Consider the following 13,539-nt stretch of genomic DNA (forward strand, 5'->3'; position numbering starts at 1 on the left):
ATTTACAGTGATCCCAGGCAGGTACTTTATATATCCATCACCAGCATCGGAATGCCGTAAGTCAAAATAAAATAGCTGAACGCCATGATGATGCTGACGGTCATTCTGTATGAGAACATCTGCCGCAAGATGTAACTGACGATCGCCAAATACCAGCCAACCAATAATACGGCCAGGCTGATCGATATTTCTTCCCGGTATTCTTCCTTGTTCATCACCATTATAAAATCCAGCGCTTCGGCGGCAATTGCCAAGGTCATAATAAAGTTTTCGCAGACAAAAATAGCCGTGAACAACTGATTAAAATATTGCCATTTTCTGATAATCAGCAATAACGTGGCGATAGATGAAAATGCCATGATGGTTCTCAGAAAAACTTCCAGAGAACCATCGGCAGGATCGGCAATCAAGCCCTCGACAATGCATCCTGAAACCAGATAAAACACCACCGTTTTCCACATAAAAGATTTCGGAGGAACTAAGTCGGCAGGGTTATTTATGAACCAGCAAAGCGAAAGGTATTTGATTAATAAACGCATGGTGAAAATTTTTGTCCTTAAGAAAAAGCGCAACAGGTTTGCAAAAGCAGCCGGGGTATATCCACTGCCAAAAGCCAAGTTCCGTGTGAGTAGCGACGATAAGCCATCTCTACCCACTACAGCTTAACTTAATCCGACTAGAATATTGCTACCACTGGGACTCGCCGGTTTCAGGATCATACATTTCATGGACAATTTTATGCCGGTTAGCAATTAGCTCTTCAATGCTGGGTGAATTACTCATCGCGCGGGAGATCGCCAGTTTCATTGCTTCGTAATTAGTGCGATATAAGTCTTTACGATCCAGGTCGGGGTTGGTGGCGCATTCAGGGGCAATCCAAAGCATCGCGATAATACACAGATCATTAGCTTGATCGGCAGGAATAACGCCCTCGATAACGCTGTCCAGAACCGCATCCGCTACCGCTGACTGCACAGGACCGCCAAACAGATTGACGTAATCGGTGGATTTGATGGTGACCTTGGGAACCATGATGGTCGCAGGCTTCACTTGCTGGTTACAGGCCCGAATGGCGAACATACGGGTATGTCCTTCGGTTTGGCCCATCAGGGTGGCAAAAGCATTGCCGGCGGGACCTCTCACGCTGCCTATCAATATTTCCGGCATCGCATCGGTGCCTTGACCGTCGCTGGAAAATACTGTCGCTTCGCCGGTCCTGAACCAAATTGTATCTGACATGACATAACCCCAAAATGAATAAAAAAGCGGCATTCTATGATGGATGAAGTGAACGGCGCAAGGTTCAAAGCGAAGAGCGGCTGTTCGCCATTGAGCGGGGTGGGCTGTTTTCTATGCTAAAATTATTCCATTTACCCGAACAGATTCTCACCTTTAATTCAATGCGCCTAAAGCTATTACCGCTACTTTCTACAACGCTGCTTTATGCGCTGTATTACCTGATCAGCACTTTTAAATTTGATGTGCAAATATTAACGCCATCAATACCTTACGATTACCTGCTGCAACTGGTTATCGCTTACGTGCTTTATGCCTTATCGAAGCGGGTTTGGATATTTCTGGTGATCCATGCGTTACTAATGGGGCTGCTGTATGTGGGCAACGCGGTAAAAATATCATTTTTTGGCGGCCCGATCATGCCGGATGATGTTTTTGCACTGCAATCGCTGCTTTTAATACTCGACGGCTGGCGTTTTTTTGCGGCCGCCATACCGCTGGCCGCCATTGCCAGTTTATTGCTGTTCAATTTCACCATGCGCCATTGGAGCGCTTACCTGGCCAGCCTGGTTGTCATCTTGCTCGGCATCACTGTAGTTTATAAACCTGCTACCCTGCTGGAGCCTCTGGACGGTTACTTTGGCAACTCGGTATGGGATCAACGTTCCAATTATGTATGGCGCGGCGCGACGCTTTATACGCTATTGGAGAGCGCCCGACATTTTGCCGCCGCCGAAGTCATTCCCGATGGCGATAGAGCCCAGGAAGCGGCCGACGACTTGCTGGCGGCCCGTCGCGCCGATTCAATGCCGGCTACCGCAATTCCCGTTGAGTCTAAAAAAGAGGCAGTTGCCAAAGAATTTACGCCGCGCAACATCCATATCGTGTTACTGGAATCCTTCTGGGATCCCAGTGTGCTGAAGAAAGCAAAGTTCAAACCTTACCCTCTCTCGCCCGAGTTTCGCGAGCTGTGGAAGAGCGCCGGATACTCGCATGCACTGGCCCCTGTGTTCGGCGGCTTTACCGCCAATTCCGAGTTTGAAGTGCTGTGCGGGTTTCCAGTGGTAAAGGACGCGGTCAAATTCGAACGCCAGTTCCTTAACGATGTGCCTTGTTTGCCGCATATTCTTGCCGACAAAGGCTACCGCACCATTGCCTCTCATCCTAATGTGCCGGTGTTCTGGAACCGTGTTAATGCTTATAAGCGCATGGGTTTTCAAACTTACTGGTCGCTAGAGGATTTTGTCCAGGATGACATGAACCAGGAATTTATGTCTGACAGCACTTTATACCGCCAAGTGCTGGAGAAAATATCCGGTTCGCTGGATGCCAAGCAACCGGTTCTCGATTATATCGTGACCTATTTCGGACACTGGAATTATCCGTTGAGCGAAAGCCGCCCCAATAAAGTCAGTTCATCGTCCGAAGTCGAGGAAGTATCGGCTTACGCCAACACGGTTTATTATAAGTCGCGGGAATTGATGGCCTTTATCAATGAAATGCGTAAACGCGACCCGGAAGGCATCATCGTGGTTTTCGGCGACCACCTGCCCTTTCTGGGCGAGAACTTTGCAGGTTATGTCGAATCGGGTGTGCTGGCGGCTAATCGTAGCGATTTTTCTCCAACCATGTTCAAAGACTATGTCAGTACGCCGATGCTGATCATCGACGGTAAGCACGGCCCGGTTAAATTCGGCAGCTTGCCGCTTTATCAAGTACCCAAGCTTGTGCTCGACCTGGTCAACTTCAATGAGCCGAGCATCATGGATTACACGGCGCCTTTGCCCAACATGCGAGTTAGGCCGTTGCCGGGCCTGCATTTTAATATAGTGGCCGACGGAGCTGTGGATATGTGTAAAGAATCGCCCTATTCGGAAGCCTGCCAGCTATCTTCGCGTTGGCTGGAGAATATATCGGTAGTCAGCAATGATTTATTCATGGGACGCCAATTCACGCGCCCCAAATACATACCCGAAAAACAGCTGGAGCCTGCGCCAACAAAAGTTGCCTTTTTGCAAGCAATCGCGGGAGAAAAAACAGGTTCCCATTAATTACTGGCGCAGCGTACATAACATAACCCCGATCTACTGGAGAAAAGTTCATGCATAAAAGTTTTAGCATAACCATTTTTGGCATATTGCTGTTGTTTGCCGGAAACAGCATGGCCAATCAACTCAGCATTCCGTTGCAAATCGATTACAGTCTTATTAAAAAAATACTCGTTTCCCAATTGTATACCGGCAAAGGCAATACTGCCGAGCTGTGGAATGATCGTCAGGGATGCAGTTATTTAAGGCTTTCCAATCCCGACATTAACGGCAAAAACGGCCAAGTCCAGATGTTAAACGACGTTCAGGCAAGGTTCGGGACCGGCTTGGGCGGACAATGTTTGACGGTTCTGGAGTGGGCCGGGGTACTGGAAACTTTTCAGCAACCGACGCTCGATTCCGGGCATTCCGTGCTGAGCTTTCCGATTACCCGTGCGACTGCCTACGACCGCGAAGGTCATCATCTGACTATCGATAAACTCCAGGATTTGATCAAGCGCTTTGCCGAACCCAAGCTTGCCGCAGTAAAAATCGATTTAAACGAATCGCGCGGCAGTATTGAACAAACGCTGTCGCATTTTTTACCCAAGGATAATGCAGCCGAATACAAGGAGATCCTCAAGTCGCTCAGATTCAGCAGCATCAATGCCGGAGATAACGGCATTAATGTCAAGCTTGACCTCAATGCCCCGGCCAAAAGGATTGTCGAAAAACCCGTTCCGGCTTTCAGCGAAGCCGAACAGAAACAATGGCAAGCCGCCTGGCAGGAATGGGATACGTTTTTAAGTTCAGCCATTAAACAGGCAGCGGATGACACAAAATCGCCGGAACTGCGCGAAACCCTGATGGAAATTTTAATGAACTCCCGCGAGGCCTTTCAGGCAGGCTTAAAAGAACATGGTTCAGGCAGCGACCCTGTACGGATATTCTTTACCGATACCTGGGAACGCCTGGCGCCGGTATTAAAAACCGTCGCCAACGAATTGCCTGCCATCCAGGGTTTACGCTATATCACTTTTATAGCGGCAACCGATGTGCTTTACGAACTTGAACGATTAGGCGCGCCGTTTGGCCTGGAGATTTCATCGGATGGGCTGCGCACACTGGCACGCATGCTCATAGCGGGCAAGCAGCAGCACGCGCTGTAGCCTAAGTTAGATGCCGGAAAACGCATGATCTCAACCGCTATCACTATTAAGCGTCGGCAAGCGATGTTGTTCGGCAAAAAATATCCGGCAGCGGCCCTGAGCGGTTTTTTCCTGTGCCTGTCGACCGGCGCAATAGCCGATAGCGACAAGGTTTCGTTAACCCCTATGACCGTTTACGATGACCGGATTTACCCGGAATTAATTGAAGCGCCGCGCATGCGTAATCAATTAGACAGGGATGCGTTACAAGCCACCGAGATGCCCAATCTTAATGGCGTATTAAAAAGCCAGACCGGCTTAATGCTCAACCAGGGTAGCGCGCAAATGGCGACCGGCATCAGCTTACGCGGCGCCGGTAGCGGCGGGCAAGGAATGTTGACTTTGGACGGCGTACCCTTATTCGGTAACTTTGCCGGGTTTTACTCATTGAGTCACTATGCGCTGGATGCTTTAGACCGGGTCACGGTAACGCGAGGCCCGGGCGGCGAGCGCCACGGCAGCCGAACACTGGGCGGCGCCATTCATTTACAAACCCGGCGCATGCAGGAAAAGGATAACTTTTTGCGCATTGAAGGCGGGAGTTATGACACGGTACGCGGCGCTACCGGCACCGGTTTGACTACCCAAGCCGGAGATTTTTCGGCAGTAGTCGGCCGCAGCGATGTTTTTAACGGTATTAGCCAAGCGCGCAACGGTTCCGAGCGCGATGACTTCGGCATGACCCACGCGTCGGCTAACTGGTTTAAAGAGTTCAACCGCGGCGGACTGGATGCCTCGCTGTATTTTGTGCGGACCGACGAAGATATCGACGGCCCCGGCTTGGTGTTGCCAAGGCGCACCCTAGGCTGGGTGGACGATAAGCGGGGCAAGTTCTCGGATGAAACCTGGGTTGCACAGTTGCGCGGTCAATATGATCTGGCATCGTATTGGAACAGTTCGCTGCAATTCGGCTTTACGCAAGACCGGCAGCAAATGGAAACGACCGCGATCAGGCCGTTCACGATTACCAGCCAGTTATACCTGCTGGACTGGAAAAACACCCATCGTTTGCCGCTAAGCGCGGATAATCAGGACCAGGCATTGCTGGTGTGGGGCGTTAATACCCAGCACCAGCAGGTGTTGGATATGCCCGCTACACAGACGGTGATCAGTCCCAATGTTCGGGGAGAATTAGCCATCGGCGCCTGGCAATGGAGCGCCGATGCCCGTTCCGATCACGGCGACACTTATGGCGATCACCAGGTATTTTCGCTGGGCGCGAACCGGGCACTGCCCCACAACATGAGCGTGTGGGCAAACGGCGGTACCGGCTATCGCCAGCCCGGCGTTAGTGAACTCATGCACCCTGTATTCGGCAACACGGCGTTGAAGGGCGAACATAATGCCGGCGGCGAAATCGGCTGGCGCTGGCATCCCTTGCCCGAGAGCGAAGTCAAACTAAGCGGTTATTATCAAAATTACCGGCAAATGATCACCATGCAGTTGGATGCAACAACCGGCACAACCAGGGCGGGCAATATCCAGGAAGCGGATGTCTGGGGTGCGGAAATGCAGTCGCAGCACCGCTGGTCGAGTGTCTGGGAAAGCGGTTTGAATTACAGCTATATGACGACTAAAAATCCGCTGACGCAATTGCAGGTACCCGGTCGGCCCGAGCACCAGAGCGTGTTCTGGAATGAAGTGCAATTACTGCAACCGTTAAAATTACGGGTGGAGTTAACGGCTCGTAGCGGTTTCTGGTTTGATGTAGCCAATACGCTCAGGGCCAAGTCCGCCCCGCGCATCAATGCCCTGCTAAAATACCAGCTAACGTCGAAAACGGATGTGTATTTACGCGGCGAAAACATCACCAATGAACGCACGCCCGAGCTTAATGACTTTAATTTTAATGGCGCGTCGGTTTATTTGGGATTACGTACCGGTTTTTAGAGTGCTTTAGCTCGTGGATATATCGGCGGCATATAAAAAATAATTTGGATCGATGAAATTTGATTTATTAACAATTCTGATGGCTTATCTCATTGTCGATGCGGTTTTCGCCATTGCTTTTGCGGTAACGGTTCGTCGGCACCCTACTCTTGACGGGCCACGCGAATGGCTTGCCGCCTGCATAGCATTGTTTGCCGGGTTTCTGGGCATCTGTCTGCGGGGAGTCATCCCTGACTTTGTGTCCATTGTCATGGCAAACTCGCTTGTTCTTGCTGGCGTCATCTGCGTTTGGATAGGCATCCGTGTTTTTTTTAGGCTGCGCCGGCATTGGTGGTTATTCGCTCTGTTCGTGCTTCCGGCTGCGGTGTTGCTCGGCTTGTTCACAACAGTCTGGCCATCGGTATCGGCGCGGCAGATAATCATGTCGGTATTTATCATAGCAATAAGCTTATGCATAATTCGCGATATCCGGCGTCAACGCGGCTTTGCGTTACTCATGGAAACCAACCTCCTGATTGGATTTCTTGGCGCAGAAGCCGTTATTCATGCCATCCGCCTGATCACCCTTATCATGACCCCGGCTATTACCGGCAGTTACATATTGTCCCCGGAGCAGCCGGACAGGGTCTTTTTTATATTGTTGTTTTTTACCGGTACCGCCCGGCTGCTTATTATGGTTACTTTGATTAGCGCCCGGTTGCAAGGCGAGCTCAACCAACTGGCAACGCAGGATTCGCTAACGCAACTGCCTAACCGGCGCTTGTTGTTGGAACGCCTAAAGCATGGCATTGATGTAGCGCGCCGCAACGGCAAGCAACTGGCATTGTTAATGCTCGATTTGGACCGCTTTAAAGCCGTTAATGACAGTATGGGCCATGCGGCAGGCGACGAGTTGCTGCAACAGGTCGCGGTGCGTATCCGAACCCGGCTCCGCGATGTGGACACGGTAGCGCGCCTGGGCGGTGATGAATTTATCGTGCTGTTGGAAGATATTGTGCACCCGGAAGATGCCGCGCGAGTAGCGGAAGACATTGTTGCCGATTTGAGCCGGCCGTTTCAATTGTCCAGCGCCAATGAAAACGACCCTGAGTCGGGCCGCGAAGTAAAGATCGGCGCCAGTATCGGCATCAGCCTGCATCCGCAACACAGTGATAACCCGGAACTCCTGATGGACCAAGCCGATAACGCCATGTATGAGGCCAAACAGGCCGGGCGCGGCTGCTTCGCCTACTTCTCCGAAGAGATTACTACTGTCGTCCGTAAACGTATTGCACTGGAAAATCGCCTGCGGCGGGCCATTGAGCAGCAGGAATTGCGCGTTTTTTACCAACCGCAGCTAGACATGATCAACGGCCGGATCATCGGTGCCGAAGCGCTGGTGCGATGGCAAAGCCCAACCGAGGGGCTTATCCCGCCGATTCATTTTATTCCGATTGCCGAAGAAACCGGCCTGATTCTCACGATTGGCGAATGGGTACTGCGCGAAACCTGTCGGCAAGGCCAGCGCTGGAAAGCAGCCGGTTTTTTGCCGCTCACCCTGGCGGTCAATGTATCGCCGCAACAGTTTCGCCGTTGCGATATTAATAAGCTGGTCGCTACGGTACTCGCCGAAACCGGTTTTCCGGCCGGGCAATTGGAACTGGAGCTGACTGAAAGCGGCTTAATGGAAAACCAGGATAAAGCGGTGGAAGTGCTCAATAATCTGCGTGCTCAGGGCATTCGGCTGGCTATTGACGACTTTGGCACCGGTTATTCGTCGTTGGCTTATCTGAAGCGCTTTCCGGTAGACGTATTGAAAATCGACAAAAGCTTTATCGACGACATTCCGCATCTTCAGGATGACATGGAAATCACGGCCACCATTATTGCGATGGGACATACACTGGGCTTTAAAGTTCTGGCGGAAGGCGTAGAAACACAAGAACAGTTAGACTTTTTGCGAAAGAAAGGTTGCGACGCCTACCAAGGTTATTTCGCCAGTAAGCCAATACCGGCGGAAGATTTTGCTGAGTTATTGAGCGCGCAACATAAAAATGGGGATGATTTAGATAAAACCATTAATCACCTGGAAACGACCGGACAGTCATGATGCTGGCTTAAGTCCTGCCCTATTCTCCCCTTTTTGTGCTGCGCATCTTCCTATTACTCAAAAATAGCCGCTTCAAGATTTTTGCTGGAGATCAATCCTTTCAAAACTGATTTGTCCTTAATGCCGCCAAACCGTGTTCCTGCCAAATTAGCACCGGTGAAGTCGGCATCTTCCAATTTGCTTTCCGATAAATCCGCCCCCGATAAATCAGCATCCGTCAAATTGGCTCCGGAAAGGTCAACTCCAAATAACACCGCGTTTTTCAACACACTCCCGGAAAGATCGGCATGACGCATCAACGCGCGATTAAGGTTGGCATTGGTTAAATTGGCGCCCGATAAGTTGACATTGTTCAAGCTGACCCGCATTAAACCCATCGGCTGATTCTTCATATCAACGCCCCAATTAGCGTTGGTCAGGTTGGCATGGCTCAGGTTGGAACGATCCAGGTTGGCAATAATGCGACTACCGGTCAGATTGGCGTCAGTCAAATTAGCCCCCCCCATATGGACGCCAAAAATACTGACATTGGACAAGTTAGCACCGGAAAGGTTGATTTTGGACATCACCGTTAGATCCAGGTTAAGACCGGACAAATCGCTATGGCTAAAGTTAGCATTGCGTAAATCCGAACCCCACAGGTCAGCATTCCTGAAGTCCAGGCCGGATAAATCCAGGCCGGTAAGATCCTTTCGCCGCAACTGTGCAGGATGACCTTGTTCAGCCTTGGCAAGCCGCTGTTGCACAGTTGCCCGGCTAAACTCGGCCGCCGATACTGACAGACAAAATAATGCGGCTAATAACCCCAGACCGTAAAAATGGACTTTCATGCGTATACCTCCTGGTGAATACATGGAATTAAAGTGAAATAATTGATAGAACTTTATCGACAGTTCAGAGCTATTGCAACTGGGGAATGGAAATTGTTGACTGGCGCTATGGCTCGACACAACGCGCAAAAATTTTGCAGCTCAGGTAACATCTTCACTGTTGCTCGACATTTTAGGGCCAGTGGTAGAGCTGCTTCTCAATCTGTAGTCCTTAAAACTTGGCAATGTCAGGAATGCGGCTTACACCCAAACGCTAGCGTCTAAAACGAATGCACCAATTGCTGACAATAGCGTTATCAACGAGGATAATATCCTTTATATTATGAACATCATTTTCACAACATGAACAACATAAACTTCACCGCTTGCCCCGAATGTGATTTATTGCTTAATCCATCAGCGGCAGTAACGGGTGAAAAGGCGCACTGCCCCCGTTGCGGATACCTGATGCAACGCCCCCGCAAACAAAGCATCGAGCGCACCTTTGCGCTATCTATTGCCGGCTTGATCTTGATTTTTCCGGCCAATCTAATGCCGTTGGTCGGCATCAAAATGCTGGGCGGCGCCAAGGACGGTACGTTGTGGTCGGGCGTGGTGGCGTTATTTGAAGAACACATGTGGGGCGTCGCCATACTGGTATTTTTGTCCAGCATTCTGTTTCCATTGCTGAACATTATTTTATCCTTGCTGATCAGCGCGCATCTTTATTTCAAAAAACCGCACCGGCATCTGGCGCATTGGATGCGCTGGTTGCAACATATGGATGAATGGGCAATGCTGGAAGTTTATATGCTGGGAATTATTGTCGCTTGCGTTAAACTTGCCTCCACGTCTGAACTTAAATTCGGTTTCGGACTCTACGCGTTTGTTGCCTTGTTAATCATAACCGGGATGCTGGCAAGCAGCCTGGACAAGGTTCTGTTCTGGCGGAAAATCGGCCAATTGAGAAAATGATATCCAAAAAGACCGCCCTGGGTCAGGGCTTTATCCGTTGCCACGATTGCGGCTGCTTATCAATAAAGTCAGAAAAGAACAGACTTTGTCCATTATGCGGCGGCCGTTTACATCCACGACTGCCCAATAGCTTTCAACGCACTGTCGCTTTACTGTTGAGCGCATTCTGTTTGTATATTCCGGCCAATATCTTCCCTATCATGACTGTAACCCGCTTGGGTGTCGGCGAACCGCACACCATTATCGGCGGCATTATCGCCTTAATTCACGGCAACATGGTGCCTATAGCCATGCTGGTTCTGGTCGCCAGTATTTTGGTACCCTTATTAAAATTAGTGGGGCTCGGGCTGCTATTACTCAACGTTCATTATCGCTGGCAAGCCCACGCCAAGAAATGGACTATCATGTATCGCATTATCGCTTTTGTAGGCCGTTGGTCGATGCTGGATATTTTTATGATTTCAATTCTTGTGTCTTTGGTTGATATGGGCGGTGTGGCACAGGTTATCGCAGGACCGGCTGCTACGGCATTTGCTGCGGTTGTTGTATTGACCATGTTCGCCGCCAAAAGTTTCGATCCACGTTTAATATGGGATAATCAGTATTAAAATGAATGATTTTATCGACCCTGATGTGTCGGAAGTGACCATCAACAAAAAATCCGAATTGCCGCTGGTGTGGCTTTTGCCCTTGATTGCCCTGCTGGTCAGCGGTTGGTTAATCGCCAAATCCTATAGTGAAAAAGGCCCCGTTATTACGATCAGCTTCCCTACCGCAGAAGGACTGGAAGTGGATAAAACCAAGATCAAATACCTGAATGTGGAAGTCGGTAAAGTTACCGCTATTTCCATCAGCGAGGATTTAAAAACCATTGTGGCCACTGCGCAAATGAGCAGCACTGCAGCCGGCTATTTGAAAAAAAACACCAGCTTTTGGGTAGAGCGCCCTCAAGTGGGTCTGGGCGGAATTTCAGGGCTGGGCACGCTGCTCTCAGGGCCTTATATCGCCATCAAGCCCGGCGATGGCGATAAAGAAAGTCATTTTGTCGGACTGACCTCTCCACCCTTGTTAAAACACAACGCTGAAGGCAAATACTATACATTGGAGACCAACAACCTAAGCTCAATGCGACCTGGAACTCCGATCAACTTCCATGGCATCATTGTCGGCGAAGTGCTCAGTCACACTTTATCCGATGATGCTAATGGGATACGTCTGACCGTTTTTATCAACAAACCCTATGACCAGTTTATCAGGAAAAACACGCGCTTCTGGATAGACAGCGGCGTGGATTTATCGGCCAGCGCCGACGGCTTTAAGGTCAGGACCGGACCGTTGATTTCTTTATTAAGCGGCGGCCTTGCCTTTCGTACGTCCCCTGAAGACACGGTTGAAAATATCCAGCCTGAAAACAGCGTCTTCCAGCTATATGATACCTATGAACAATCGAACCAGATTGTTTATCAAAACACCTTAAAGTACGTCATGTATTTTAACGGCTCGGTACGCGGCTTGACCGTAGGCGCGCCGGTACAATTACGCGGCATCCCCATTGGCCGGGTTACCGACATCAACCTGGAGCTGGACAAAAAGACTGCTGAAATTCATATTCCGGTAACCGTAGAACTGGAACCGGACCGCATCAAGGAACTCAATGACGACAAAAGCATCAGCAATAAGGACGTTATGACGCGGCTGATCAATAAAGGCCTGCGCGCCCAATTACAGACCGGCAGCCTGCTGACCGGACAACTGCTGGTCGATCTTGATTTCCATCCGAAAAGCAAGATTGTATTAAGCGACAACCAAAGCGTATATCCTGAGTTCCCGACCACCGCCAGCTCATTGGACCAGTTCACGCATTCCGCCAACATTATTATGGATAAAGTCGCCAAACTGCCGCTGGAAGACTTGACGGTCGAAGCCAACAGAACCTTGCAATCATTACAAGGCACATCAAAAGCGGCAACCGGCATGCTGACCACAGCTCAAGGCACCCTCGATGCCACCGGCAAAACCATGACTTCAGCGCATCAGGTACTGAGTATTCTGGAACCCGGCTCTACCACTCACTATGAACTGGACCGGCTGCTACAAGAACTTACCCAGGCGGCAAGTTCGGTCAAGCAGTTGACCGACTATCTGGAGCAAAACCCTAACTCACTAATTCGCGGCAAAAAAGAAGAGCAGTAATTATGACAAAACAATTCTCAAAATGGCTCATCGTCCTATCGGCAGGCATCCTGCTTTCTGCCTGCACGTCGTCGCCAACACATTTTTATGTACTGGAACCGCTGAGCGAGCCGCAGCCATCCTTAACAGCAATAGAGAAAAAGCGCCAGATCGGCGTAGGTCCGATAACCATCCCGACATTGCTCGAGCGCAAGCAAATTGTCACCCGCTTGCCCGATAACAGCGTCACAATCGCCGAGTTTCATCAATGGGCATCGCCATTAAAAGACAATATCGCACAGGTATTAACCCATAATCTGGCGATGCTGCAAACAAACGACCTGATCCGTGCTTACCCCTGGAGCGCTTACGGAGCAGTTGATTATCGCATCATAATAGACATCATCAGATTCGACACTCGCCCAGAACAAAGCGTAAATTTTGAAGCCAGCTGGGCGATAATGAGTGAAAAGGATCATATCTTAGTAAGCAATGGTCGAAGCAAAATTGAACGTCCATTAAATGATACTTCTTACCCGTCTACGGTCAAAGCGCTCAGCAAAATTCTTAGTGAATTCAGTCAGGAATTATCTACGGCACTGGGTAAAATAAAGTAAAGGCTTTTGCTATAAGTAAAACTCGGGTATTTTGTCCTTGGATTTAGTTAGGAAATACTTTAAAATTATCAAAGTTGTTAAATAAACAATTGGGATGTTAGCTCAGTTGGTAGAGCAGTGGACTCTTAATCCATGGGTCCAGGGTTCGAATCCCTGACGTCCCACCAATAAAACCAAAGGCTTAGATGATTTTCACTAAGCCTTTTTTATTGCCTGAATTTTAAATCGCCCTTCCAAGAATTCTTCATGTTTGCCTGAGTTCTAGTCAGCAAGAAGCAGAGTTTCTATCCTGCTCGCTACCTCTTACGCTGTCTTTCTCGCTTAGTTTTTTACTTTTTGATGTGGCTACACTAATCCGGACACACATTTTAAAATACCCTGAAAAGAGTGTGGTCCCAAATGAACCGAGAAAAACCCAAAACCTATACAGCCGAATTCAGAGCCTCAGCGGTTAAGTTGGCGAATGAATCAGATAAACCCATCGCCCAAGTCGCCAAAGACCTTGGTATTAATGTT

General features: G+C 49.5%; 13 protein-coding genes and 1 tRNA gene. 11 read left to right on the forward strand and 3 right to left on the reverse strand.

Features of this window, described 5'->3' with window-relative positions; translation table 11 throughout:
• Positions 1-26: 26 nt before the first annotated feature.
• Entirely contained in the window at positions 27-461 is a 435-nt protein-coding gene (locus M0R47_RS08025; RefSeq protein ID WP_292552849.1) for a hypothetical protein, read from the reverse strand.
• A 37-nt stretch (positions 462-498) separates the two neighbouring features.
• Between M0R47_RS08025 and M0R47_RS08030 the strand changes: the two genes are divergently transcribed.
• Complete coding sequence (locus M0R47_RS08030; RefSeq protein WP_292552851.1) at positions 499-666, forward strand: hypothetical protein; 168 nt, start codon at positions 499-501, stop codon at positions 664-666.
• Positions 667-687: 21 nt separating this feature from the next.
• Here M0R47_RS08030 and fae read toward each other — a convergent pair whose 3' ends face one another.
• Positions 688-1,239 carry a formaldehyde-activating enzyme gene (gene fae / locus M0R47_RS08035; RefSeq protein ID WP_292552853.1) on the reverse strand — a complete coding sequence of 184 codons (552 nt, stop codon included), beginning with the start codon at positions 1,237-1,239 and terminating at the stop codon, positions 688-690.
• Between the two features lie 113 nt (positions 1,240-1,352).
• Here fae and M0R47_RS08040 point away from each other — a divergent pair, with 113 nt between their 5' ends.
• The 4 genes from M0R47_RS08040 to M0R47_RS08055 all read left to right on the forward strand — a co-directional run bounded on the left by M0R47_RS08040 (position 1,353) and on the right by M0R47_RS08055 (position 8,450).
• The gene (locus M0R47_RS08040) at positions 1,353-3,287 is read left to right on the forward strand and encodes an LTA synthase family protein (protein ID WP_292552856.1); all 1,935 of its coding nucleotides are present in this window, start codon (positions 1,353-1,355) and stop codon (positions 3,285-3,287) included.
• Between the two features lie 50 nt (positions 3,288-3,337).
• Positions 3,338-4,432, forward strand: coding sequence for a hypothetical protein (locus M0R47_RS08045; RefSeq protein WP_292552859.1), 1,095 nt, complete (start codon positions 3,338-3,340; stop codon positions 4,430-4,432).
• Positions 4,433-4,456: 24 nt separating this feature from the next.
• Positions 4,457-6,361: a TonB-dependent receptor plug domain-containing protein gene (locus M0R47_RS08050; RefSeq protein WP_292552861.1), complete on the forward strand. Its 1,905-nt coding sequence runs from the start codon at positions 4,457-4,459 to the stop codon at positions 6,359-6,361.
• A 79-nt stretch (positions 6,362-6,440) separates the two neighbouring features.
• Positions 6,441-8,450, forward strand: a complete 2,010-nt coding sequence (locus M0R47_RS08055; RefSeq protein WP_292552864.1) for an EAL domain-containing protein — start codon at positions 6,441-6,443, stop codon at positions 8,448-8,450.
• 53 nt (positions 8,451-8,503) lie between these two features.
• Here the strand turns inward: M0R47_RS08055 and M0R47_RS08060 are convergent, their stop codons facing one another.
• A complete protein-coding gene (locus M0R47_RS08060; protein ID WP_292552865.1) occupies positions 8,504-9,280 on the reverse strand; it encodes a pentapeptide repeat-containing protein in 777 nt (258 codons plus the stop codon).
• A 342-nt stretch (positions 9,281-9,622) separates the two neighbouring features.
• On the opposite strand from M0R47_RS08060, the gene M0R47_RS08065 reads away from it, so the two are divergent.
• From M0R47_RS08065 to M0R47_RS21915, 6 genes are all read left to right on the forward strand, one after another.
• Positions 9,623-10,234: a paraquat-inducible protein A gene (locus M0R47_RS08065; protein ID WP_292552868.1), complete on the forward strand. Its 612-nt coding sequence runs from the start codon at positions 9,623-9,625 to the stop codon at positions 10,232-10,234.
• A complete protein-coding gene (locus tag M0R47_RS08070; RefSeq protein WP_292552871.1) occupies positions 10,231-10,842 on the forward strand; it encodes a paraquat-inducible protein A in 612 nt (203 codons plus the stop codon). The genes M0R47_RS08065 and M0R47_RS08070 overlap by 4 nt, the downstream gene beginning before the upstream one ends.
• 1 nt (position 10,843) lies before the next feature.
• Entirely contained in the window at positions 10,844-12,427 is a 1,584-nt protein-coding gene (locus M0R47_RS08075; protein ID WP_292552873.1) for an MlaD family protein, read from the forward strand.
• A gap of 2 nt (positions 12,428-12,429) precedes the next feature.
• On the forward strand, positions 12,430-13,023 hold the full coding sequence (locus M0R47_RS08080) for a PqiC family protein (protein ID WP_292552876.1): 594 nt from the start codon (positions 12,430-12,432) through the stop codon (positions 13,021-13,023).
• Positions 13,024-13,114: 91 nt separating this feature from the next.
• Positions 13,115-13,190, forward strand: a tRNA-Lys gene (locus M0R47_RS08085).
• 232 nt (positions 13,191-13,422) lie between these two features.
• A partial coding sequence (locus M0R47_RS21915; protein WP_366513180.1) for a transposase occupies positions 13,423-13,539 on the forward strand: 117 nt, incomplete at its 3' end.

The organism is Methylobacter sp. (assembly GCF_023227905.1).
Classification (GTDB): domain Bacteria; phylum Pseudomonadota; class Gammaproteobacteria; order Methylococcales; family Methylomonadaceae; genus Methylobacter_A.

Coding starts and splice junctions, on each gene's coding strand:
- M0R47_RS08075 (WP_292552873.1), top strand. CDS start 10,844: ATGAATGATTTTATCGACCCTGATGTGTCGGAAGTGACCATCAACAAA.
- M0R47_RS08030 (WP_292552851.1), top strand. CDS start 499: ATGAACCAGCAAAGCGAAAGGTATTTGATTAATAAACGCATGGTGAAA.
- M0R47_RS08050 (WP_292552861.1), top strand. CDS start 4,457: ATGATCTCAACCGCTATCACTATTAAGCGTCGGCAAGCGATGTTGTTC.
- M0R47_RS08040 (WP_292552856.1), top strand. CDS start 1,353: ATGCTAAAATTATTCCATTTACCCGAACAGATTCTCACCTTTAATTCA.
- M0R47_RS08055 (WP_292552864.1), top strand. CDS start 6,441: ATGGCTTATCTCATTGTCGATGCGGTTTTCGCCATTGCTTTTGCGGTA.
- M0R47_RS08070 (WP_292552871.1), top strand. CDS start 10,231: ATGATATCCAAAAAGACCGCCCTGGGTCAGGGCTTTATCCGTTGCCAC.
- M0R47_RS08065 (WP_292552868.1), top strand. CDS start 9,623: ATGAACAACATAAACTTCACCGCTTGCCCCGAATGTGATTTATTGCTT.
- fae (WP_292552853.1), bottom strand. CDS start 1,239: ATGTCAGATACAATTTGGTTCAGGACCGGCGAAGCGACAGTATTTTCC.
- M0R47_RS08060 (WP_292552865.1), bottom strand. CDS start 9,280: ATGAAAGTCCATTTTTACGGTCTGGGGTTATTAGCCGCATTATTTTGT.
- M0R47_RS08045 (WP_292552859.1), top strand. CDS start 3,338: ATGCATAAAAGTTTTAGCATAACCATTTTTGGCATATTGCTGTTGTTT.
- M0R47_RS08025 (WP_292552849.1), bottom strand. CDS start 461: ATGTGGAAAACGGTGGTGTTTTATCTGGTTTCAGGATGCATTGTCGAG.
- M0R47_RS08080 (WP_292552876.1), top strand. CDS start 12,430: ATGACAAAACAATTCTCAAAATGGCTCATCGTCCTATCGGCAGGCATC.